At 71.3% G+C, this 21,385-nt stretch carries 21 protein-coding genes, 1 tRNA gene and 1 pseudogene; 6 read left to right on the plus strand and 17 right to left on the minus strand.

Translation table 11 applies throughout. From position 1 onward, the window contains the following. Positions 1-4 precede the first annotated feature (4 nt). Genes ehuD through ehuB form a run of 3 tightly spaced genes read right to left on the minus strand, consistent with a single transcriptional unit; the run spans position 5 to position 2,294 of the window. Positions 5-655, minus strand: coding sequence for an ectoine/hydroxyectoine ABC transporter permease subunit EhuD (ehuD, locus tag ACFYTE_RS34085; protein WP_388718990.1), 651 nt, complete (start codon positions 653-655; stop codon positions 5-7). Further along, positions 652-1,380, minus strand: coding sequence for an ectoine/hydroxyectoine ABC transporter permease subunit EhuC (gene ehuC, locus ACFYTE_RS34090; protein ID WP_388718992.1), 729 nt, complete (start codon positions 1,378-1,380; stop codon positions 652-654). The genes ehuD and ehuC overlap by 4 nt, the downstream gene beginning before the upstream one ends. Beyond that, positions 1,377-2,294, minus strand: coding sequence for an ectoine/hydroxyectoine ABC transporter substrate-binding protein EhuB (gene ehuB, locus ACFYTE_RS34095; protein ID WP_388718994.1), 918 nt, complete (start codon positions 2,292-2,294; stop codon positions 1,377-1,379). The genes ehuC and ehuB overlap by 4 nt, the downstream gene beginning before the upstream one ends. Before the next feature lie 47 nt (positions 2,295-2,341). Here ehuB and ACFYTE_RS34100 point away from each other — a divergent pair, with 47 nt between their 5' ends. Next, positions 2,342-2,848, plus strand: coding sequence for a DUF3830 family protein (locus tag ACFYTE_RS34100; RefSeq protein ID WP_388718996.1), 507 nt, complete (start codon positions 2,342-2,344; stop codon positions 2,846-2,848). Here ACFYTE_RS34100 and ACFYTE_RS34105 read toward each other — a convergent pair. Together ACFYTE_RS34105 and ACFYTE_RS34110 are read right to left on the minus strand one after the other, a co-directional pair. Beyond that, a complete protein-coding gene (locus ACFYTE_RS34105) occupies positions 2,829-4,217 on the minus strand; it encodes an amidase (protein ID WP_388718998.1) in 1,389 nt (462 codons plus the stop codon). The genes ACFYTE_RS34100 and ACFYTE_RS34105 overlap by 20 nt on opposite strands. Positions 4,218-4,231: 14 nt before the next feature. Further along, positions 4,232-5,179 (minus strand): D-2-hydroxyacid dehydrogenase, encoded by a 948-nt coding sequence (locus tag ACFYTE_RS34110; RefSeq protein ID WP_388719000.1) that lies wholly within the window; start codon positions 5,177-5,179, stop codon positions 4,232-4,234. Positions 5,180-5,388: 209 nt separating this feature from the next. Here ACFYTE_RS34110 and ACFYTE_RS34115 point away from each other — a divergent pair, with 209 nt between their 5' ends. From ACFYTE_RS34115 to ACFYTE_RS34125, 3 genes are all read left to right on the plus strand, one after another. Beyond that, complete coding sequence (locus ACFYTE_RS34115) at positions 5,389-6,174, plus strand: decarboxylase (protein WP_388719002.1); 786 nt, start codon at positions 5,389-5,391, stop codon at positions 6,172-6,174. Continuing rightward, positions 6,171-6,902 carry an aspartate/glutamate racemase family protein gene (locus ACFYTE_RS34120; RefSeq protein ID WP_388719003.1) on the plus strand — a complete coding sequence of 244 codons (732 nt, stop codon included), beginning with the start codon at positions 6,171-6,173 and terminating at the stop codon, positions 6,900-6,902. The genes ACFYTE_RS34115 and ACFYTE_RS34120 overlap by 4 nt, the downstream gene beginning before the upstream one ends. A gap of 325 nt (positions 6,903-7,227) precedes the next feature. Next, a complete protein-coding gene (locus ACFYTE_RS34125; protein WP_388719005.1) occupies positions 7,228-8,316 on the plus strand; it encodes an LLM class flavin-dependent oxidoreductase in 1,089 nt (362 codons plus the stop codon). Here the strand turns inward: ACFYTE_RS34125 and ACFYTE_RS34130 are convergent. Then, a complete protein-coding gene (locus ACFYTE_RS34130; RefSeq protein ID WP_388719007.1) occupies positions 8,295-10,139 on the minus strand; it encodes a putative bifunctional diguanylate cyclase/phosphodiesterase in 1,845 nt (614 codons plus the stop codon). The two genes, ACFYTE_RS34125 and ACFYTE_RS34130, sit on opposite strands and share 22 nt — an antisense overlap. 358 nt (positions 10,140-10,497) lie before the next feature. Here ACFYTE_RS34130 and ACFYTE_RS34135 point away from each other — a divergent pair, with 358 nt between their 5' ends. Beyond that, positions 10,498-11,709, plus strand: coding sequence for a M6 family metalloprotease domain-containing protein (locus ACFYTE_RS34135; RefSeq protein ID WP_388719141.1), 1,212 nt, complete (start codon positions 10,498-10,500; stop codon positions 11,707-11,709). A gap of 151 nt (positions 11,710-11,860) precedes the next feature. Here ACFYTE_RS34135 and ACFYTE_RS34140 read toward each other — a convergent pair. From ACFYTE_RS34140 to ACFYTE_RS34150, 3 genes are all read right to left on the minus strand, one after another. Further along, positions 11,861-11,934: transfer RNA gene (locus ACFYTE_RS34140), tRNA-Lys, on the minus strand. Then, positions 11,925-12,503 carry a bifunctional DNA primase/polymerase gene (locus ACFYTE_RS34145; RefSeq protein WP_388719009.1) on the minus strand — a complete coding sequence of 193 codons (579 nt, stop codon included), beginning with the start codon at positions 12,501-12,503 and terminating at the stop codon, positions 11,925-11,927. Before ACFYTE_RS34145 ends, ACFYTE_RS34140 begins: the two co-directional genes overlap by 10 nt. Positions 12,504-12,648: 145 nt before the next feature. Next, positions 12,649-13,020, minus strand: a complete 372-nt coding sequence (locus tag ACFYTE_RS34150) for a hypothetical protein (RefSeq protein ID WP_388719011.1) — start codon at positions 13,018-13,020, stop codon at positions 12,649-12,651. Between the two features lie 304 nt (positions 13,021-13,324). Here ACFYTE_RS34150 and ACFYTE_RS34155 point away from each other — a divergent pair, with 304 nt between their 5' ends. Beyond that, positions 13,325-13,819 carry a recombinase family protein gene (locus ACFYTE_RS34155; protein WP_388719013.1) on the plus strand — a complete coding sequence of 165 codons (495 nt, stop codon included), beginning with the start codon at positions 13,325-13,327 and terminating at the stop codon, positions 13,817-13,819. A 79-nt stretch (positions 13,820-13,898) separates the two neighbouring features. Here the strand turns inward: ACFYTE_RS34155 and ACFYTE_RS34160 are convergent, their stop codons facing one another. The 8 genes and pseudogenes from ACFYTE_RS34160 to ACFYTE_RS34195 all read right to left on the minus strand — a co-directional run bounded on the left by ACFYTE_RS34160 (position 13,899) and on the right by ACFYTE_RS34195 (position 21,349). After that, positions 13,899-14,753: a hypothetical protein gene (locus ACFYTE_RS34160; RefSeq protein WP_388719015.1), complete on the minus strand. Its 855-nt coding sequence runs from the start codon at positions 14,751-14,753 to the stop codon at positions 13,899-13,901. After that, entirely contained in the window at positions 14,734-15,639 is a 906-nt protein-coding gene (locus ACFYTE_RS34165) for an aldo/keto reductase (protein WP_388719017.1), read from the minus strand. The genes ACFYTE_RS34160 and ACFYTE_RS34165 overlap by 20 nt, the downstream gene beginning before the upstream one ends. After that, positions 15,636-16,676: pseudogene (locus ACFYTE_RS34170) on the minus strand (cupin domain-containing protein); the annotation flags it as partial. The pseudogene ACFYTE_RS34170 and the gene ACFYTE_RS34165, both read right to left, overlap by 4 nt. A gap of 187 nt (positions 16,677-16,863) precedes the next feature. Continuing rightward, the gene (locus ACFYTE_RS34175) at positions 16,864-17,610 is read right to left on the minus strand and encodes a Scr1 family TA system antitoxin-like transcriptional regulator (RefSeq protein ID WP_388719019.1); all 747 of its coding nucleotides are present in this window, start codon (positions 17,608-17,610) and stop codon (positions 16,864-16,866) included. Beyond that, positions 17,607-18,119, minus strand: coding sequence for a DUF6879 family protein (locus tag ACFYTE_RS34180; RefSeq protein ID WP_388719021.1), 513 nt, complete (start codon positions 18,117-18,119; stop codon positions 17,607-17,609). Before ACFYTE_RS34180 ends, ACFYTE_RS34175 begins: the two co-directional genes overlap by 4 nt. Further along, positions 18,103-18,312, minus strand: a complete 210-nt coding sequence (locus ACFYTE_RS34185) for a hypothetical protein (protein WP_388719023.1) — start codon at positions 18,310-18,312, stop codon at positions 18,103-18,105. Before ACFYTE_RS34185 ends, ACFYTE_RS34180 begins: the two co-directional genes overlap by 17 nt. A 170-nt stretch (positions 18,313-18,482) precedes the next feature. Beyond that, positions 18,483-19,832 carry an AAA domain-containing protein gene (locus ACFYTE_RS34190; RefSeq protein WP_388719025.1) on the minus strand — a complete coding sequence of 450 codons (1,350 nt, stop codon included), beginning with the start codon at positions 19,830-19,832 and terminating at the stop codon, positions 18,483-18,485. Beyond that, the gene (locus tag ACFYTE_RS34195) at positions 19,829-21,349 is read right to left on the minus strand and encodes a hypothetical protein (RefSeq protein WP_388719027.1); all 1,521 of its coding nucleotides are present in this window, start codon (positions 21,347-21,349) and stop codon (positions 19,829-19,831) included. Before ACFYTE_RS34195 ends, ACFYTE_RS34190 begins: the two co-directional genes overlap by 4 nt. Positions 21,350-21,385: the final 36 nt, after the last annotated feature.

Raw genomic sequence — 21,385 nt, forward strand, 5'->3', positions numbered from 1 at the left:
GGTCTCAACGGACAAGGCGACGCTCCAGGGTGCGCAGAAGGAGGGAGGCGAGGTAGGAGATGACGATGAAGGCCACGCCGATCACCGTCACCGGCTCGGTGAACTGGAAGTGCTGCTGGGAGAAGAGCCGCGCCCGGCCCAGCATCTCCAGGACGGTGATCGTCATCAGGATGGGCGTGTCCTTGAGCATCGAGATGACGTAGTTGCCGAGCGGCGGCACCACCCGGCGGATCGCCTGCGGCAGGATCACCGCCGTCCAGGTCCTGCGCACCGACAGGCTCAGCGCCGTCGCGGCCTCCCACTGGCCGACGGGCACCGCCTCGATGCCGGCCCGGTAGACCTGCATCGTGTACGTCGAATAGTGCAGCCCGATCGCGAAGACGCCGGTGGTCAGCGCGGAGAAGGTCAGGCCCCACTCGGGCAGCACGTAGAAGAGGAAGAACAGCTGCACCAGCAGCGGGGTGTTGCGGACGAACTCCGTCACCACCCCGACCGGCCAGCGCACCCACCGGGTCGGCGTCCGCATCAGCAGCGCCCACACCAGGCCCAGGCCGAACGAGAGCACCGAGCCGAGCGCCAGCGCCTGCAATGTGACCAGCAGGCCGTCCCAGAAGTGCGGCATGAAGTCGCCGACGGCGTTCCAGTCCCAGGTCATGCCGCACCACCGCCCGCGGCGCCCACGCCGGTCGTCTGGGCGCGCTTGACCTCACGCGCCGTCTTTTCCGTGCCGGGGTCCTTGCCGAGCCCGGCCTTCAGCCGCTTCTCCAGCGCCCGCATCAGCCGGGTGATCACGAAGGCGATCACAAAGTAGATCAGCAGGACGTAGGTGTAGACCTCCGCGCTCTGCTGGAGCGCCAGCCGCACCAGATTGGCGCTGAACGCCAGATCGCCCATGCCCATGACGGACACCAGCGCGGTGCCCTTGAGCAGTTCGACCACCAGATTGCAGAAGGAAGGGATCATCTCCGGCACCGCCTGCGGCAGCAGGATCAGCCGCAGCCGCTGAAGGGGCGTGAAGCCGAGGGCGATGCCGCCCTCCTTCTGCGCCGCCTCGACCGCGTTCAGCGCCCCGCGCACGACCTCCGAGCCGTAGGCGCCGTAGGTCAGCCCGAGCGCCAGCGTGCCCGCCCACATCGGCACCAGCTGCCAGCCGAAGGCGATCGGCAGCACGAAGAACACCCAGAAGATCATCACGAGTGCCGAGGTGCCGCGGAACACCTCGGTGTAGAAACCGGCGACGAAACGGACGATGCGCAGCCGGTGGGTGCGCGCGATACCGACGACGAAGGAGACCGCCGCGGCCAGAAGCGCGCTGAAGACCAGGAGCTGGATCGTGGTCCAGACTCCCTTGAGTACGAGTTCCCAGAGCCCGGTGGTCATCCGCCGCACAGCTCCTTCGCGGTGAGGTCGGTCATCTCGGCCTGTGTGAAGCCGAACGGCCGCAGGATGCGCAGCAGCTCACCGCTCTTCTTCAGCTTGCGCAGCTCGGTGTTGAAGGCGTCCCGGAGCTTTGTCTCCGTGGGCCGGAAGGCGAATGCGCCGCCGTCCACGTGCGGTTTGCCGTCGACGAGCGGGGCGAAGGCCGTGGTGGCCTCCGCCTTGGCGGACTTCTTCACCACCTCACGGGTGGTCACGGCGGTCCCGGCGAACACGTCGACGCGTCCGGCCTCGACCGCGTTCAGCCCGGCCACCTGGTCCGGGACGATCAGGATGTCGCTCTCCTTGTACCCGGCTTCGACTGCGTACTGGATCTCGGCGTATCCCGTGCCGGTGGCGAACTTCGCCTTCTTGGCGACCACGTCCTGGTAGTCGTGCAGCCCCTTCGGATTGCCCTTGCGCACGATGAAGGAATCGAGCATCTGGTAGTCGGGGTCGGCGAAGATCACCTGGGCGCAGCGGTCGGGGTTCACATACATCCCGGCCGCCACGACGTCGAACTGCTGCGAGTTCAGTCCGGGGATCAGCGAGCCGAACTCGGTCGGCACCGGCTGCACGCCGTCCACACCGAGCCGTTTGAAGATGACCTTCGCCAGCTCCGGTGCCTCACCGGTCAGCCGGCCGTCCTTGTCGATGTAGCCGAAGGGTATTTCGCCGGCGATCCCGAGCCGGACGACACCCTGCGCCCGCAACCGGTCCAGCAGGTCGCCGCCGTTCGTCGCGGACGCCGTGGCGACGCGTGAGCAGCCCGCCGCGCCCAGCGCGCCGAGGGCCGCCACGCCCGCGAGCACCGCCCGCCGGCTGCGTCTGTGCCCGTACCCGGTTGTGTGTACGCCGTTCCCAAGTGGTGGAGCCATGGCCGCGCGGCTACCCGGGACCACACGAGTTATGCACCATGGATTCCATGACGGATTCCACGACCGCCCGATTCCTGGACGTCTCGCTGGTCAAGCGGGATGTCCGGTGCACGGTCCGGCTTCTGGACGACCGTGCTCCGCTCACCTGCGCCGCGGTGTGGGACGCCCTGCCGCTGTCCGGTGACGTCTATCACGCCAAATACGCGCGCAACGAGATCTACGCTCTCTTCCCGCCCTTCGCGGCATCCGAACCGCCCCTGGAGAATCCGACGGTCACCCCGATCCCCGGGGACCTCTGCTATTTCTCCTTCGCCGGCGCGGAACTGGGCACGCGCGCCTACGGCTACGACCGCGAGGTCCGCCCCGGGACCACCCTGGTCGACCTGGCCCTGTTCTACGAGCGCAACAACCTGCTGCTCAACGGCGATGTGGGCTGGGTGCCCGGCATCGTCTGGGGCCAGGTCGTCGACGGACTCGACCGGATGGCCGAGGCGTGCAACGACCTGTGGCGGTCCGGGGCCGCGGGGGAGACGCTCAGCTTCCGCCGCGCGTGAGCCCTGCCGCGTACAGCGCGTGGGCGGCGCGCAGCACCAGATCGTCCCGGTGCCGGGCCGCGACCAGCTGGAGACCGATCGGCAGCCCCGCGTCGTCCGCCCCGACGGGGACGGTCGCGGCCGGCTGCTGGGTGAGGTTGAACGGGTACGTGAACGGCGTCCACCCCGTCCAGCGCCGGTGGCCCGAGCCCTTCGGCACCTCCGCGCCCGCCTCGAACGCCGTGATCGGCAGGGTCGGCGTGACCAGCAGGTCGTACCTCTCATGGAAGCGGCCCATGCGCCGGCCGAGGTCCATGCGGACGTCCACCGCGGCCAGGTAGTCCAGCGCCGAGAGCCGGGCGCCCGCCCCGCAGATCTCGCGCAGCCCGGGGTCGAGCAGCGCCCGCCGGTCCGGCGGCAGCCCCTGCACGACCCGGGCGGCGCCGCCGAACCACAGGGTGTGGAAGGCGTCCACCGGGTCCGTGAGGTCGGGGTCGGTCTCCTCGACGTACGCGCCCGACTCCGCGAGCCCGGCCACCGCCCGCCGCACCGCCGCCGCCACCGCGGGACGCACCGCCACCTGGCCGCCCAGCGACGGCGAGTACGCCACCCGCAGCCCGTGCACGCCCCCGCCGAGGGCCGCCACGAACGAGCCGGGCGCCGCGGGCAGCGCCGACCAGTCCCGGGCGTCGGGCCGGCCGATGACGTCCAGCAGCAGCGCAGCGTCCGCCGCGTCCCGGGTCATCGGGCCCACATGGGACAGCGTGCCGAAGGCGCTCGGCGGATACAGCGGCACCCTGCCGTACGTCGGCTTCAGCCCGAAGATCCCGCAGAACGCGGCCGGGATGCGCACGCTGCCGCCGCCGTCCGTGCCCAGCGACAGCGGGCCCGCGCCCAGCGCCACCGCCGCCGCGCTGCCGCCGCTTGAGCCGCCCGCGGTACGGGCGGGATCGTGCGGATTGCGGGTCACCCCGGTCAGCGGGGAGTCGGTGACACCCTTCCAGCCGTACTCGGGTGTCGTCGTCTTGCCGATGAACACCGCGCCCTGCTCGCGCAGCCGGGCCACCGACGGCGCGTCCTCGGCCCACTCGCCGTCCGCCGCTACGGTCCGCGAACCGCGCAGGGTCGGATGGCCGCGCAGCAGCAGGATGTCCTTGACCGTCACCGGCACGCCGTCCACCAGCCCCGCCGGCTCCCCGCGCCGCCACCGCCCGGCCGACTCCCGGGCCTGTTCGAGCGCATCCTCCGAAAGGAGCCGGACGAAGGCGTTCACCTCCGGCTGGATCCGCGCCGCCCGCTCCAGGGCGGCGGTGGTGGCCTCCACGGGACTGAACTCGCCCGTGCGGTAGCCGTCGAGGAGTTGTACGGCGGTCAGGTCGGTCAGCTCCATGCACCCTCCCGGGGTCAGCGGCCCGGCACGTATCCGCGCTTCTTGTCGACCACGTTCACCAGGGCTCTGCCCGCCGCCCACCGCTCGTACAACTCCACGAACTGGGAGCTGAGTTCGTCCCGCCAGCCGACCGTGTCGCCGCTCATGTGCGGGGAGACGATCAGCCCAGGCAGCCGCCACAGCGGGCTGTCCCGGGCAAGCGGCTCGGTGGCGAACACGTCCAGGGCCGCGCCCGCGATCCAGCGCTTGGACAGCGCCTCGACGAGCGCGTCCTCGACGACCAGCTGCCCGCGGCCGACGTTGATGAAGTGCGCCGAGGGCTGCATCACACCGAAGCGGCGGGCGTCGAACATGCCGTGCGTCTGCTCGGTCAGCGGCGCCGCCGCGATCACCCAGTCCGCCCGCGCGATCAGCCGGTCCAGGTCGTCGGGGCCGTGTATGCCGGTACGCGGGACGCGGCCGACGACCGCGGGCGTCACCTCCAGCGCCTTGAGCGTGCGGGCGATGGTCCGGCCGATCGGCCCGGAGCCGACCACGCACGCGCGCGTGCCGGCCAGCCGCCGGGCCTCGCGGTGCCGCCAGGTCCGCTGCCGCTGGAGGTCCAGGGTGCGTGGCAGGTCCTTGGCGATGGCCAGCACGAGCGCGGCCACGTACTCGGCGATGGGCCCATCGAAGATCCCGCGCGCGTTGGTCACCACGGTGTCCGAGTCGGCCAGCTCCGGGCACATCAGATGGTCGACGCCCGCGCTCGCCGTGTGCACCCAGCGGGGGCGCGGACCGCCGCCCGGCCAGGCATCGCGGACCGCGCGCGAGGCGAAGTCCCACACCAGCAGGACGTCCGCCGTCGGCAGCAGCCCGGCCAGCGTGCGTGCGTCGGCGTGCACGACGCGGGCCCGGCCGGTGAGCCGGCCGAGGCGGGGGAGCGGGTCGGCATCGAGCACGAGGAGCGTCGGGACGGACATCGACAAACCGTTCCTCCGGGGTCCGTGGCGGGTGTCGGGCGGGACGGGCGGCTCGGGGCGGCGTGGGACCGGGCCGGACGGGGCGCTGCGGTCAGGGCGTCTGACATGGGCGGATTGACCACGCTCGCACCCGAACCTACCTTCGTCAACACGGGCGTACCCGCACCCTGTTGCCCGCCCGTTTTCACCCCGTGAGGCCGGTGTCTGCCATGGACGTCTCCTTTCTCGGCGGTCCCCGCCCGCAGCGCGGCGTCGGTGTGGTCGCCCCCTTCGACTTCGCGCTCGACCGGGAGCTGTGGCGCTGGGTGCCGGACGAGGTGTCGCTGCACCTGACGCGGACGCCGTACGTGCCGGTCGAGGTGAGCCTGGACCTGGCCCGGCTGGTCAGCGAGCACGAAACCCTCGGCGAGGCGGTCCGCGCGCTGACCGCCGTCGAACCCGAGGTGGTGGCCTACGCCTGCACGTCCGGCAGCTTCGTCGGCGGGATCGCCGGGGAACGGGCGATGGGGGAGGCGATGGTCCGGGCCGGCGCGGTCCCGGCCGTGACGACGTCCGGTGCGCTGCTGGAGGCGCTGGCCGAGCTGGGGGTGCGGCGGGTGGCCCTGCTGACGCCGTACACGGAGTCGGTGACCCGCGCCCTGCGGGACTATGTGGCCGAGGCGCGGGTCCGGGTGACCGGGTGCGTCTACATGGGGCTGACCCGGTACATCTGGCGGGTGCCGTACCGGGACGTGGCCGCGATGGCGCACCGGGCCGCGCGGGCGGGCGGCGCCGACGCCCTGTTCATCTCCTGCACCAACCTGCCGACGTACGACGTGATCCCCCAGCTGGAGGCGGAGCTGCGCATCCCCGTGCTCTCGGCCAACCAGGTCACGATATGGGCGGCGCTGCGCCGACTGGGTACCCGAGCTGTGGGGCCGTACCAGGCGCTGCTGGACGACGCGGCGCGCGGATGGCCCGCACTGCCGGAAGAACAGCAGGAGGGCTGGACATGACCGCACTCGGATTCCTCTACCCGGGGCACTCCGCCGAGGACGACTATCCGCGCACCGAGCAGCTCCTGGGCAGCGACATCCGGGTGGAGCTGGTCCATACCGACATCGGCGAGGACGCGCACCGGGTGGACACGCTGCGGCGGATGGGGGCGCCGGAGCGGCTGGCGGCGGGCGTCGAGACACTGCGCCTGGCGGGCGTGGAGGCGATCGTGTGGGCGTGCACCAGCGGCAGCTTCGTGTACGGCTGGGACGGCGCCCACGAGCAGGTCCGCTCGCTGGCCCTGGCCGCGGGCATGCCGGCCTCCTCGACGTCCTTCGCGTTCGTGCACGCGCTGCGCGAGATCGGGGTGCACCGGGTGGCGGTCGGCGCGACCTATCCGGACGACGTGGCCGAACTGTTCGCGGACTTCCTGCGGGCCGCGGGCACCACGGTGACCGCCGTACGGCCGTCCGGGATCGTCACGGCCGCGGAGGTCGGCGACTGGGGCGAGCGCGAGCTGTTCGACCTGGCCCGGCGGGCGGACCGGCCGGAGGCGCAGGCGCTGCTGCTGCCGGACACGGCCCTGCACACGGTGGCCCACCTGCCCGCGCTGGAGAAGGAGCTGGGCAAGCCGGTCCTCACGGCCAACCAGGTCACGGTGTGGGAGGCGCTACGTCTGACAGACCGCAGGGTGAACGCCCCCACCCTGGGATCCCTGTTCACCCACGAGCCCATAATCCAGGCCTGACCCACCCCTGCCCCCAAAGGGGGACGCGGGGAACAGCGCACCCAGCCACAACGGCGCCGCGGCCAACGGCCGGCAGGCGCCCCCGAAGGGGGGCGCGGGGAACTGCGCGATCAACCACGACGGCGCCGCGGTCAACGGATGGCAGGCGCCCCCGAAGGGGCGCGGGGAACTGCGCGATCAACCACGACGGCGCCGCGGTCGACGGACGTACCGCGGGCGGGGCGCACACCGGGAGTCGGCCCGGCATGGTGGCCGGGAATAAACCGGAGACCGCCTCCTGTTACCGCCCGGAAGACAGCGCACGGCGGAATACAGGAGGCGCACCGTGGCGGCAGACGAGATCCGGGGGACGGCCAAGGGGACCGCCCCCGTCCCCCTCTCCGTACTGGATCTGGTGACCGTCGGGACGGGCAGCACCGCCACCGACGCGCTGCGCACCGGCGTCGAGCTGTCCCGGTTCGCCGAGGCGCGCGGCTTCCACCGGTACTGGGTCGCCGAGCACCATTCCATGCCGGGCGTCGCCTCCTCCTCGCCGGCGGTGATCCTCGCCCACCTCGCCGCCCACACGGAACGGATCCGGCTCGGCTCGGGCGGGGTGATGCTGCCCAACCACGCCCCCCTGGTCATCGCCGAGCAGTTCGGCACGCTGGAGGCGCTGGCGCCGGGCCGGATCGACCTCGGGCTGGGGCGGGCGCCGGGCACCGACGGGGCCACCGCCGCCGCGCTGCGCCGCACCGACACCCTGAACGAGGGCGCCGACGACTTCCCGCAGCAACTGGCGGAGCTGACCCGGTTCCTGGACGACGACTTCCCCGACGGCCATCCCTACCGGCGAATCCACGCCGTTCCCGGCCCGGTGCAGGCCACCGCGCCCGGCGGTGTCCAGTCCCCGCACCGCCCGCCCGTCTGGCTGCTCGGTTCCTCCGGTTTCAGCGCCCGGCTCGCGGCCCTGCTCGGCCTGCCGTTCGCCTTCGCGCACCACTTCTCCGCGCAGAACACCATCCCGGCCCTCGACCTGTACCGGGAGAACTTCCGGCCCTCCGACATCCTCGACGAGCCCTACGCCCTGATCGGTGTCTCCACGCTCGCCGCGGACGACGAGCGGGAGGCGCGCCGGCAGACCCGGGCGATGGCGCTGAACATGGTGCGGCTGCGCACCGGCCGCCCCGGCCTGTTCCCGGACCCGGCAGAGGCCGAGAAGCACGAGTTCAGCCCGATGGAGGAGGAGTTCGTGCGGTCCTGGACGGGTAACATCGTGCACGGCGGCGCCGACGAGGTGCGCGCCGGACTGGACGCGCTGCACAAGCGCACCGGCGCCGACGAGTTGATGCTCACCTCGCACGCGCACCGCGGCGATCTGCGGCTGCGCTCCTACGAACTGATCGCGGACGCCTACGAGTTGCCCACCACGTAGGACTGCGTCGCCAGCAGTTCGGAGATGCGGTCCGGCGGCACCGGCCGGGAGTAGAGCCAGCCCTGGCCGGTGTCGCAGCCGATGTGCCGCAGTCGGGTCGCCTGCGCGGACGTCTCCACGCACTCGGCGGTCACCGTGAGCCCGAGCCGGTGCGCCAGTTGGATCATCGCCTCGACCACGACCTCGTCGGCCGGATTCGGCCGGTCGCCGGGGTCGTCGTACTGGAAGCCGCGCACGAACGAGCCGTCCAGCTTGAGGACCGACACCGGCAGCCGGCTCAGATACGCCAGGTTCGAGTAGCCGGTGCCGAAGTCGTCGATGGCGATCCGCACCCCCATGTCGCTCAGCGCCTGGAGGGCCTCCAGCGGGCGGCCCGCCGACCCCATCACCGCCGACTCGGTCAGCTCCAGCTGCAACAGGTGCGGGGCGAGGTCCGTCCGGGCGAGGGCGTCCGCCACATCGGCCACCAGATCGGAGTCCCAGACCTGGCGCACCGCCACGTTGACGCTCACGAAGATCGGCGGCTCGTCCGGGTGGTCCAGCTGCCAGCGGCGCGCCTGACGGCAGGCGGTGATCAGCGCCCAGCGGCCGAGCGGCACGATCGAGCCGTCCTCCTCGGCGAGTCCGATGAACCGATTCGGCGTCAGTGTGCCGAACTGCGGGTGGTGCCAGCGGGCCAGCGCCTCGACCCCGCGCAGCCGGCCGTCCTCCATGCCGACCAACGGCTGGTATTCCAGGGCGAATTCGCCGCGGTCGATGGCGGGGCGCAGGGCGGAGGAGAGGGCCTGCCGGGTCATCCGGTGCGCGTTGCGTTCCGGGTCGAACAGCGTCCAGCGGCCCTTGCCGTCGGCCTTCGCCCAGTACAGGGTCGTGTCGGCCGCCTGCATCAGGCCGGTGGCCGTCGTGCCGGCCGTGTGCCGTTCGACCACGCCGATGGAGGCCGTCAGGGACAGCCGCCGGCCCGCGAGGTCGAAGGGGGCGCGGAGCGCGGTCAGCGCCGACTCGGCCAGCTCGGCGAGTTGGTCCGTGCCCGTCGAGTCCTCGACGAGCAGGGCGAATTCGTCGCCGCCGAGCCGCGCCACCAGGGGGGTGCCCGCCCGTCCGCTCCCGGCCTCGTCCGCGATCTGGGTGAGCCGCTCCGCGACGGCGGCCAGCAGCCGGTCGCCGACCCGGTGGCCGAGGGTGTCGTTGACCGCTTTGAAGCCGTCGAGGTCCAGGTAGCACAGTCCGACCCGGCCGGTGCCGCCCTGCTCGTAGGTGTCCGCCTCCAGTGCGGCCGTCAGCCGCTCGAAGAACAGCGTGCGGTTGGCCAGCCGGGTCACCGGGTCGTGCATCTGCAAGTGCCGCAGCCTGGCCTGGAGTTCGCGGCGGGCGCTGATGTCGGCGACGGAGAGCAGGATGCCGTGCTCGGACTCGGCGAGCGGGGTGACGGTGACCTGCGCCCACACCACGCGGCCGTCGGGCTGTTTCAGTCGCCGGGTGCAGCGCAGCTTCGCCTGCCGGCCGCGCAGCACCTCGCGGTAGGCGTGCCAGGCACGGGCGTCCGAGGTCAGGTCGACCAGGTCGGCGGCGACGCGTCCGGTCAGTGCGGCGGCGTCGGTGCCGAGCAGCGTGCCGAACGCGTCGTTGGCGGTGACCACTCGGCCGTCGCGGTCGACGATCGCCATGGACAGCGGGGCTGCCGCGAAGACTGAGCGGTAGGCGTGTGCCGGCGACCCGGCGTTCGGCCGCCGGGCACCTGAAGACATAGTGTTGTCACTCTCTGTGACGGCGGACCGGTCGAGGTCTGCCGCGGGCGTCGGCCCTTCGGACGTTCCGCTCACCGCTCGCTCCCGCAGTGCCACTCGATCTCTGTCCGTGCAGGAAAGTGTGCCGATCATAGAGGCTGGCCCGAGGGCCTTCCAGCCGGCTTCCAGTGTCCCCGATCGACCCACGGTTCCGACAGATCGTTTCTGCCCGTGCCTGGACGAGTTCTTAGGGCCGACGACCGCTTGTGACGTTCCGTGAGTGATTTGAGGCGTCGGCCATTCGAGGGTGTGACGGGTACTCACTCTTCTGGTGCAGACAAACAGGGCGTAGTGGAGCAAAATCCCACAGGCTGGGTGCGGTGTCCGTGCAACCGCACCCGGAGGTCTCCCCTTGCCGCCCCATCTGCGCAGTGCCGCCGCCGTGTTCACCACGATGTCGGCGCTCGCCGCGACGTCGATCCTCACCGTCCCGTCGGTGGCCGAACCGTTCTCCACGACGCCGTGCGCCCTGCACCGGACCGACGCGCATCACTCTGAGGGAGTGGATACCTGGAACTCCGCCTATCCGCGCCCGACCCGCCCGCTGGACGCCGTGCTGGTGTTCCTCTCGTTCCCGGACTCGGCCCCGCGCAGCACGCCCGCCCAACTGGCCGCCGACCATTTCCCGGCCACCAGCCGCTTCTTCGAACAGGTCTCCTACGGCAGATTCACCCTGCGCCCGCATCCGCTGAAGCGCTGGCTCCGCATGCCGCGCCCCTCGACGTCCTACGTCATAAGGCGTGACTGGAGCGCCGCGCAGCGGGCCGCCTATCTGCGGGACGCGTTCGCGGTGGCCGACCAGGACGTCGACTTCTCGCGCTACGACATCGTCTACTTCGTGGCCGATCCGGACGCGCCCGGCGTGGATTCCGACGCGACGAAGGTCGTCAACCTGGACACCCCGGTGCGGGTGGACGACACGGACGTACGCCGGGTCGTCACGGTCTTCGAGGACCATCCGCCGGACCGGCTGGTCCTCGCGCACGAGACCGGGCATGTCTTCGACCTCCCGGACCTCTACCACCGCCCGGTGGACGGCAAGGGCGACTGGGACACCTACGTCGGCGACTGGGACCTGATGGGCAGCCAGTTCGGGCTGGCACCGGACCTGTTCGCCTGGCACAAGTGGAAGCTGGGCTGGCTGGATCCCCGCCAGGTGGTGTGCGTACGGGGCGCCGGACCGACCCGGCTGACCCTGGAGCCGCTGGCCGCCGGGGAGCCACCGGACGCCGGGACCGCCGGGTCACCGGCGTTCGGCCTCGGTGGCGGGGTGAAGCTGGCCGTCGTGCGCACCGGGGCCGAGAGCGCACTGGCCGTCGAGGCGCGCGGGCCCGCCGGGAGGGACCACGGTGTCTGCCGGCAGGGTGTGCTGGTGTACCGGGTGCACAGCGGTGCGGCGTCCGGAAGCGGCCCGATGGAGGTCGTGGACGCCCATCCGCGCACCGAGGCGTGCTGGGAGGGTTCGGTCTACCCGCCGCTCGCCGACGCACCGGTCGCGCTCGGCGAGACCTTCACGGTGCCGGGGGACGGCGTCCGGGTGGAGGTGGAGGACCGAACGGTGTCCGGCGCGTGGACGGTGAAGATCACACCGACGGTCAGGGGCTGAGCCGGCCGAAGAACGAGGGGTGAGGCCCTGCGGCGCGTGCCGGGCGACCGTGCGGCGCGTGCCGGGCGGCCGTGCGAAACACGCAGCCGTGCAAAAACAGAGATGGCGAGGGGTTCGCGGTTGATGCGAACATGCCTCGCCATCGTCGTCGTGCGCCGCCAGGGACTCGAACCCCGGACCCGCTGATTAAGAGTCAGCTGCTCTAACCAACTGAGCTAGCGGCGCCTGCTGACATCGTAGACCTTAGCACCCTGGTCGGCGGGAGGAAAAATCGATATCCGCACGGTTTCCCGGGCCGCCCGGACCGCCGCCCAGAGCACCACCTCGGGGCCGGGAAGCCACGGATGCCGGGTGTCGGGGGCGACCAGCCAGCGGGAGCCGTCGCGGGCGGCGCGCTCCTCGCCGTCCGGGGCGCGCAGGGCCGGCACGGTCACCGCGTCCCCGGTGCCGTGGCACAGCAGTGGCGGTACGCCGCAGGTGCGGCCCCCACAGCCCCACTCCTCCCAGGCCAGCAGCGAGGGCAGGCGCTGGGCCGTGCCCGGGGCGGCGAACAGGAGCACACGGCCCCGGACGACCGCGACCGGCCCGCACCCCGGGCCCTCGACCCACAGCCGGTCCAGCATCCGGCGACCGAAGATGGCCGGCGCGTTCACCACGTCGAAGGCGGTGCCGCAGGGCAGGACGAGCGGGGCGTCGGGCCGCTCCTCCCACAGTGCGAGGGTGCTGCGCGGATACGTTCCTGCGGAGGCGAGCCAGGCGGCGCCGTCGGTGGTGACCTTCCGTGTGCTGCTCATGGCACCTAGATCTACCGCCAGTGAAATTTACGTCGCTGTGAGTTGCGAAAATTCGGGACGGGAGGACGGAAGGGGGAGTATCTTGCCACCTGGCATATGCCGTGGGGCAGGTGCGGTGCCATCCGCCCCCGGCGTCGCCCGGATGTCACACGGGATCGGCGGTGCCACGCCCCTCGGCGTCGGCCCCGCGCATCAGGTCCCGGCCGAACTCCACCATCTTCTTGGCGTAGTCCTCGGTCCATTCCGCCCGCTCGGCGATGTCCGCGGGCGTCAGCCGGTCGAAGCGGCGCGGGTCGGCCAGCTGGGCCGCCGCGATCGCCTGGTACTCCACGGCACGGTCGGCGGCGGCGCGGAACGCCTGGGCCAGCTCGGTCGCCCGCGCCAGCAGGGCCCGGGGGTCGTCCATCGACTCCAGATCGAAGAAGTGCTCGGGATCGGCGACCGCCGCCACGGGCTCGAAGAGCAGGGGCGCGGGGCGTAGCCGCGGTTCGTTCCGACGCGGCGTGGGCTCCGCCATGTCTCGTCCTCCTCGTACGGTTTCCTGGGCCGCCCCTCAGGCTGCACCCCCCTCCATTCTCCCGCGCCCCCACAACCACCTGACGACCGCCGTTTCATCCCTCCGTCACGCCGCTGTCCGACCGGCGCCGGGGCGGGGGTGGGCCGGGCGTCGATCGCTCGGACGGGGTGGGCCGGGACACGACCCGGGCCTCACCCGGCGCCCGACCGCGGACCCGGTCCCACCGACATGCTGCCGCGACCCGGCCCCCATGCCCGTCGTGACGCGGCCCCGTCACGCGCTTCGGCCGTCTCGCAGGGTGCTCATGGCTGCCAGGGGACTCGGTGCTCTGCCAGGAGGGGTCCTCAAGGTGCGGCGTATCAGCCGTGACACCGAGGACAGCTCCGCCCTGCTCCGTCAGGGTGAGGAGCTGGACCGTGCGGCCGAGGAAGGCCGCTGCACCGTGGCTGGGGAAGTCGAGGATGTCTGTGTGTCCGGCGTGGTCAACCTGGACGACCGGCCGAAGCTGGGCCGCTGGATGAACGACCCGCTCTGGCACGAGTGGGACGCGATCATGGTCACTTCGCTGGACCGGATCACTCGGGATCAGCACCACTGGGACAGGTTCGCGGAGCGGAACGGTCGGGCAAGACGGGTCGGCCGGCCACCGTTGTCACACTCCGTGGTGACGATTCCGAGTCCGAGCCAGAACCGGTCTCCCATCCTTCCGCCCCCATGCCGGCCGAAGCAGAAAATTGCGGGGGGTCTGGTCTTCTGGGACACGCCTGGCGTCCCTCCGTTGTGGACGACGACAAGCTAGCGATAGCCCGCCCGGCATGCCAAAAACCCTGTCCCGGCACATCGGTAAGAGCGCCTGAGGCGGGCGCACAGCGACGCGGTCAGGCGCTCACCTCGGAGCGCACCGGAACGGGCGGGCGCACTCCCGTGAGTGCCTCCGCTCGGGCAACGAGGTGGGGCGCAAGATCGGGGTACCAGCCACGGGCTACGGCTTGCAGCATCTCTGCCAGGGCCGCGAGTTCCCCGATTCGACCGGCTGGGGTGTCGAGGATCGGCGCGAACTCCTTGCGGATGCGGGCGGCTACGTCGGGAACGAGCAGGCTATGCGCGTGGAGGAGTCCCGCGTCGTAACCGAACGGCACCCAGCCCCACCGCTCCCAGTCCAGAAGGCACAGGGGCGCGGCGGTGAGGTTGCCCCAGTGCAGGTCACCGTGACCGGTCACCCGCTCCACCTTGGCGGGTGCCGGGACGCCGAGAAACTGGGGGAAGGCCCGTTCGATCCAGCCGTCCCGGACGGTCGTCTTCACGCCCTCCGCTTCGGCGAGCAGGGCAAGGGCTTGGCGAAGGTCCGCCCACCACTCGTCAGGCAACCCGGGGTCGTGGTCGATGTCGGCCCGGTCCGGGGACACCACGGGTTGCGTGAGGTAGTCCAGGACTTCCGCCTCGAAGGCCCACTCGCCGTCAGTCCAGTCGTGCACCCCGTGCAGGCGGGGGCGCGGGACGCCGTCAGGCACCAGCTCCGAGGCACCGACGATGCCCTCCCCTTCCTTCCTGCCCGCGTTGCGCTTCGCCGTCCGGCTGACCCGTAGCCACCGGTCCCCTGCCCGGCGTCCGAGGGTGACACCGAGGAAGCCCCACGCCAGCGGACCCGAGCACGTCAGCCCCAGAGCCCTGGCCGCCCGGTCGTGGGCGGCCCCCATCAGGGCCTGTACCTCCTTATTCAGAGGCGAGTTCATCCGTCACCCTCCTGAGTTCCTGGGCCGTCAGCGGCGCAGCCAGAGCGTTGGCCACATCGTCCCAGTGCTCGCGGGTGCTCGCGGAGGTGAGAACGACATCGAGGCCGGGGCACGAGCCAGCAGTCAGCAGGGCAGCGGCTGCGGCCGACAGGCCGGGACGGATGAGGTTCACCAGTTCGCGTGTCATGACCTCAAGGAGTTTGCCCCCGTGCAGGGGCGCGGAGCCGAACGTGATCAGCCCGGCGTCCTTCGCCTGCACCAGTGGTCCGCCGCCGTTCAGGGCCTGTGTGATCGGGGCATCCATGATCAGGCTGACGGGCATCTGCAAGCCCGTGAGGTGGTGCTCGGCGGAACCCGCCGCCTGCCGGGCGAGCGCGAGCAGCTCGGGAACGCTGAACGCTCCGGAGGTCAGGCCCGACCAGGTGGCGACGCCGTACCCGCCGATCCTGCCCGCATGGGCGAACTCTTCCAACGCCGTGAAGGCTTCCCGTACACGCCCGTGCAGAGTGGCACGGTCAAGGTCGTGCCCGTGGTGCTCGGGGTTGTGCACGAACACCAGGTCCACACGCCCGAGCGCGGCCAACGAGTGCTCCGTCTGCCAGCGGACGAAGTCCCGTTCAAGGCTGTGCCTCCTGGCCTCCCCTTCCCGGGTGAGCACGCCCTCAGCCAGGGCGCTGCGGCCCTGTCCCTCGGTGAAGAACCCCGTCTTCGTAGCTACCCGAACGGTGGGGTAGTCCCCGAGCACCAGGCGCAGTTCCTCATGCGCCCGACCACGACCGTAGTTGGGTGCTGTGTCCACCCAGGGGCTACCGGCTGCCAGGGCGGTGCGTGCCGCCTGACTGACGGCACGCACGCGGTATGTCCCCAGGCAGAGCGCGGCGGTCACAGCGCCGTTCCCACGACTGCGACGGCATGGCCGTCGATGAGGACGGAGACCAGTTCGGCCACCTCCTTGACCTCCAGTCCGGCGGAGTCGGCCAGCTCGCCCAGCGTGGTCGGCTGGTTGGTCAGCAGCGTGCCCAGCGCAGGCGCGGCGGACTCCGTGAAGTCCCAGGCGGTACCGGCCGCCGAGAAGGTGACCGTGCCCTGTGTCGGGTTCGCCGTCAGGCGGCCCCTCGGAGTGGTGAGCTTGACGGTGATCTCGCCCCGTGCGGGGAGTCCGTCGACGTACGGCAGGGACGGAATCGCGTGGCCCAGGTCGGTCGTGTCGATCGACTCTGCCCACCGCTCCACGAGGCGCGGGGCTGCCATCATGTCGGCCACCTCACGGCGTACGGCGTCGATGAAGTCCGACTGGTCCGCCAGCGAGCCGAAGCGCGGAATGTCCCTGCGCAGCGCGAGGGACGCCCGGAGTTGATCGACGATCCACAGCATCAGGTCAGCGCCCGTGTGCGGGACCATCCCGAATGTGAGGTGCAGGGATTCAGTCCCCTGGTCAGCGGTGACCGCGTGCCACCACCCGCGCGGCAGGTAGAGCACGTCACCCGGGGACAGAACGAGGTCTGCCAAAGGGTCGCCCTCCGGCTCCTCCGGCGCCTCCACGTCCCGGAAGGTGGGCGCTTCACGGGTCATCCCCCACAGGCGCCACCGCTTGGAGCCGTGCAGTTGGACCACCACCACATCGTGGTCGTCCCAGTGCCGGCCGAAGCCTTCCCGCTCGGTCCACGAGGCGTACACGTTGGCCTGTACGGATGTCCCGAGAAAGCGTTCCAGTCCCTCCGCAGCCGCCCCCACGGCGGGGTGGATCTTCTCCACAGCATCGAGGACCAGCGACGCCCCGTCCCTGAGCTGGGCATGGAAGTCGTACGGCTGGATGCGAGACCAGGTGACCGCGCGGCGGTTCGTGGTCGGGATCGCGTAGCGGTGCAGCGGGACCATCTCGCCGTCAGCCGACAGGCGCAGCCGGGGCGGCTCCAGCCGCTGACATCACCCCGATCCCGGGGGCGACAGGCGCCCCGTGCACCGAGGGCACCCACACGGCGGGTACTTGGTCGGCGAACCCAAGATCACCGCGTTGCGCGGGTTCACCTTCACCGTGTGCACCGGGCCGTACGTCCTACCGCCGTCGTACGACAGCCGCAGAGCCATGCTAGTTCTTTCTCGTTATGGACTAAAGATCATGAACGGCAAGCGGCAGACCACTCCGCCAACAAGGCCCGTACTTCGTCCCCGAACAACGCATAATCTTCCAGCGTGGAGAACAGGTGTCCATCGGAGTCATGGGCTTGTACCCCGCGATTGGGATGACGCCGAGCTTCACGTTCGTAAGGTGAGTCAGTGAGGCCAGCCGGTCAATCTGCATTGCCATCGCAGCCGGAGGCAGGAGCGGCCACCTAACAGCCTGCTCAGTCAAGATGAAGGTAAACCGCTTCTTCGTGTCGTAAAGAACCTCCTGCCGCTCCAGCTTCCTCGCGATCGTCTTAGTGACATCGGCCGGGGAATGAGCAAGGCTGGCCCGGATGTACTCGGGGGTGGACAGCAGTCCTGTAATCATCGAGAGCAGGAAGAAGCGGAACTCCGTAGACGAGGATTCAAGTGCTGCAAGTTCAGTCTGCTTCTTCTCCAGGCCCCTGCGCCGCAGCGAGCGCAGGTCTTGCCATTCGGTGTTGGCCAGCCTTGCAAGGGCGATGACCTCCTCGATGACCTCGGGCGGAGCCACGACGGCCCGGAGGATTCTCTCCAGGTCCAGCAGGCTCGGTTGGGCTTTCCCATTCTCGATCCGACTGATCTTCGATTGGGACATGTTGCAACGCCGAGCGAGCCGGTCCCCAGTGAGGCCGGCTCGCTTGCGTAGTACTTTCAGCAGGGCCGCAAGTTCCTGCTTCGGCTGCCCCAACTGCTCAGGGTCGAACGTCACCCGCTCACGTACTCCAGGAATGGAACCGACTCGGCAACAGCAATCCGCTTCCACTGTCGGTACGGCTCCGGATCACCCTCGTACAGTTCCCGGTTTATCTGCGTCCCGTCCGCCCGGTAATTCATCAGGACCACCTTGGACTCATCGAACATCCAGAAATCCTGATCCGGAAGTCCCGGGTTCTCCCGGTCGGTGAGGTCGAGAATGCGGATATCCTCGCCCGTCTTTACGTGGTGCCGGTAATAATACTCGAACTCGAACCGGAGATAGTCGGAGAGCGGGCGGGTCACGACATGGACCCTGCCGACACTCTTTCCTTCCGAGGCCCATTGCCGAACCTCGTCCATCCAGGCCGACGTGTAATCGTCGGGCGACTTCTCCCCGGCGAGAAAACGCTTCAGCTTCTCCGCTTCCTGGGGCATGGTGTAGACGGGCAGCGTTTCCAGCCGCCACGCCTCACGCTCCATGGAATCGAAGCAGTCATTCCACGCGTCACCATCCAAGTGCACGGAACGCCTCCCTGAGAACCGCCTCCGGGATCTCCACGAGCCCTTCCCCAGTGGGCGGGGTGAAGGCGTCGGACACGTCGCCCTGCACCACGAACGATCCGGTCGCCGTGCGGTACACGTTCGGGCAGTCCTTCTCCCCGCACTCCCCGTTGCCGTTGCCCGCGAGCCGGGTGAGTGCAGAACGTTCGGACATGCCAAACCCCCTTGCTCCGGCCCCGTTTGGGCCGCCTGGCCAACGACAGTAGAGGGGGTGGCGCGACGCGTCTATGCGGGACCGCGACTATGCGTGTCCCTGCATAAAGTGGATCCCCCGGTCCCTGGTCATGCTCCGTGCCAGTCACATGACCAACGCGTCACCGCAGCTCATGGCTGCCAGGGGACTCGGTGTTCTGCCAGGTGGGCCAGTACCGCATGGTTCGCCTCCCAGCCGTCCGGGAATTTCACCAGCGTGCCGAGCTGGACCGGGTCGGTCGACGGGTACTCGTCGAGGAGTTCGGTCACGCCCGCCCGGCACACCACGATGCAGGCGTGCCGGTGCCGTGAGGCGAGCACGCACAGGCGGCCCGTCTCCAGGTGGAAGGCGGTGGCGTCGGGGCGGCCGGACAGCGGGTGCAGCACCACCGTCACGTCGTACTCCCGGCCCTGCAACCGGTTCGCCGTGTCGACCGTGACGTCCGCGACGCCCAGTTCGGACAGCGCCGCCCGCACCGCCGCCGCCTGGTCCCGGTGTGCCGTGCCGACGGCGATCCGGCCCGCGGTGAGCGGGACCGGCCCCGTACCGCGCTCGGAGGTCGCCGCGCCCCCGCGGTCCAGCAGCCGGCGGACGACCGCGGCCACCGCCCGCACCGCCTCCGGATCCGTGCGCGGTGTGTGCCGCGCGGGCAGTTCCAGCAGGCCCCAGCCCGAGGCCGCCGCCTCGTCGATCACCCGGTCGGGTCCTGAGCCGTCGGACGGCACGGCGAAGACGAGCGCGCGGTCGCCGTGGTCCGTGCCGCTGCGGAACGGCGTGTACGGATAGAACGCGTCCGAGACCAGGGGCGCCGCCGAGGCCGGCAGCCGCCAGGACACCGGCAGCCGGTGCTGCGGCAGTTCGGGATTGTGCGCGAGCAGCGTCGTCACGGCGGACGCCGACGGGTCGTACGACAGCCCCGCCCACTGCTCGCTGCCCACGATCGCGAACGGGTCCAGCTGGCCCGGGTCGCCCACGAACAGCGCCCGCTCGAACAGCCCGGCCACCGCGAGCAGCGCGTCCGAGCGCATCTGGTACGCCTCGTCGACGATCGCGTGCCGCCACGGCTCGTCCACCGTGACATGCGCCCACTTCGCGGCCGTGGACAGCACCACCGGAACGTCGGCCAGGTCCGCCGCCTTCGCCGATGTGCGCACGCTCGGCAGCTCGTCCAGCGCCTTGTCGTACGGGTCGGCGTCGCTGCTGTGCAGCCGGCCCACGGGCAGCTCCGGGTTCTTCTCGGCGAGCCGCAGGACCAGGTCGTCGACCTGCGCGTTGGTCTGCGCGACCACCATCAGCGACCGCCCGGCATCGGCGAGTTCGAGCGCGGCACGGACCACGAGCGTGGACTTGCCGGCGCCGGGCGGGGAGTCGACCACCACGCCCCGGTGCTCGCCGTGCAGGGTGTCGTGGAGGATCGCCTCGGTGGCCCGGGCCGCCGAGGCACCGGGGTCGAAGGTGCCCGCCGTTCTGCCCTCGGTCACAGCACGTCCTCCTCGGTGACGGGATCGGCGGCCTCCGGCACGGCCTCGCCGGGCGGCCCGCCGTGCGTCCACGGGGTCTGCTCCGGGTCGGGCAGCTTCGCCCCGCCGCGCTGGTCGTGCTCGAACAGCGTGAAGCACAGCCGGTCGCCCTTCTCCGGCACGGACCCGGCCTCGGGCTCCTTGCCGCGGCCCATCTTGTCCAGGATCCGCAGCACGATCAGCCCCTCGCCCTCGTACCCGGCGAACTGAGCCGACTGCGGTCTGCCGCCCAGCGAGCGGTACGCCTTCGCCCGCTCCCCGAGGTGCGGCCGGTCGTCCGTGCGGACGGTGACCAGCGGGCGCGGACTGGGCCGCTTGCCTTCGCTGTACGCCATGACCACATCCGTGACCTCGCCCGCGAACGCCTCCCCGGCCAGCCGCCGCCCGGCCATCACCAGCGGGTCGTCGAGGGCTTCCTGAGCCTCAAGGCGGGCCTGTTCGCGCTCGCGCGCGGCCAGCTTGTTCGCCGCGGTGACCGCGTCGTCGCGGCGCGGCTGCGGGGGCTCGCCGGCCCGCACCCGGTCGCGGTGGCCGGTGAACGACCAGCGGTCCCGGGTCCACCGCTCCTCGACATGCGCGCCCTCGGGCAGCGTCCGCAGCAGGTCGAGCCCGCGCCACACGGCGTCCCAGGTGGGCCGCGTACGGCTCTCGACCAGGGCGTGGATCTCCCGTTCGGCGGCGGTGACCGCACCGAGCCGTACGTCGGCCTCCAGACCGTCCTCGGCTGCCGCGAGGGCTGTGCGGGCGCGGTGGTGGCGCTCGATGGCGGGGGCCAGCAGCCGGTTGTCGAAGGCCGGGTCGGTGGCGGGGCCCGCGGGCGGGTGCAGCAACTGTCCCGCGGTGTCCCGCGCCCGCTCCACCCGCTCGGCCGCCGCGGCGCCCGACTCGCCGTCGGGCGGATCGATCCAGGCCAGCAGTGCGCCCAGGTGCTGGTCCTCCAGGCTCGACTGGCCGGTCGCCCAGTGCCGGGCCAGCACGTCGGTCAGCGCGAGCAGCAGCGAGGAGCCGGGCACCCGGGCGCGCTCCGCGAAGTGGGTCAGCCACCGGCCGAGCAGCGGCACCCGCGGCGGCGCGGGGTACGGCGCCTGCGGGTCCTGCTCGGCCGTGCGGCGAAAGCGCGTGGAGCGGCCCAGCAGCCGTACGAAGTCGACGCCCGCGCGGCTCGGCACGATCAGCTGGGGCGCGTCCGCGCACAGTTCCGTGAGGACCTTGACCCGCTTGCCGGTCTCCGGGTCGGTCTCGGTGCGCTCCGCGTCTTCGACCAGGTCGGCGTACCCGTCGAGGTGCGGCAGGACGATGTCGGCGAGTTCGGCGAAGAAGGCGAAGCGCAGGTCACGGTCGCGCGGCTGCGGTACGACCAGCAGGCGGGGCGCGTCCCGGTCGGTGCCGACCAGGGCGCCGAGCGGGGCACCGGCCTCGCCTGCGGTGGTCAGCGGCACGAACACCAGGGGCCGGTCGGACAGATGACGGTGCCGCACGGTGGCGGGGGGGCGGGCCCCCCCCCCCCCCCCCGC

Origin of the sequence: Streptomyces sp. NPDC004629, assembly GCF_042873595.1 — a bacterium.
Classification (GTDB): Bacteria; Actinomycetota; Actinomycetes; order Streptomycetales; family Streptomycetaceae; genus Streptomyces.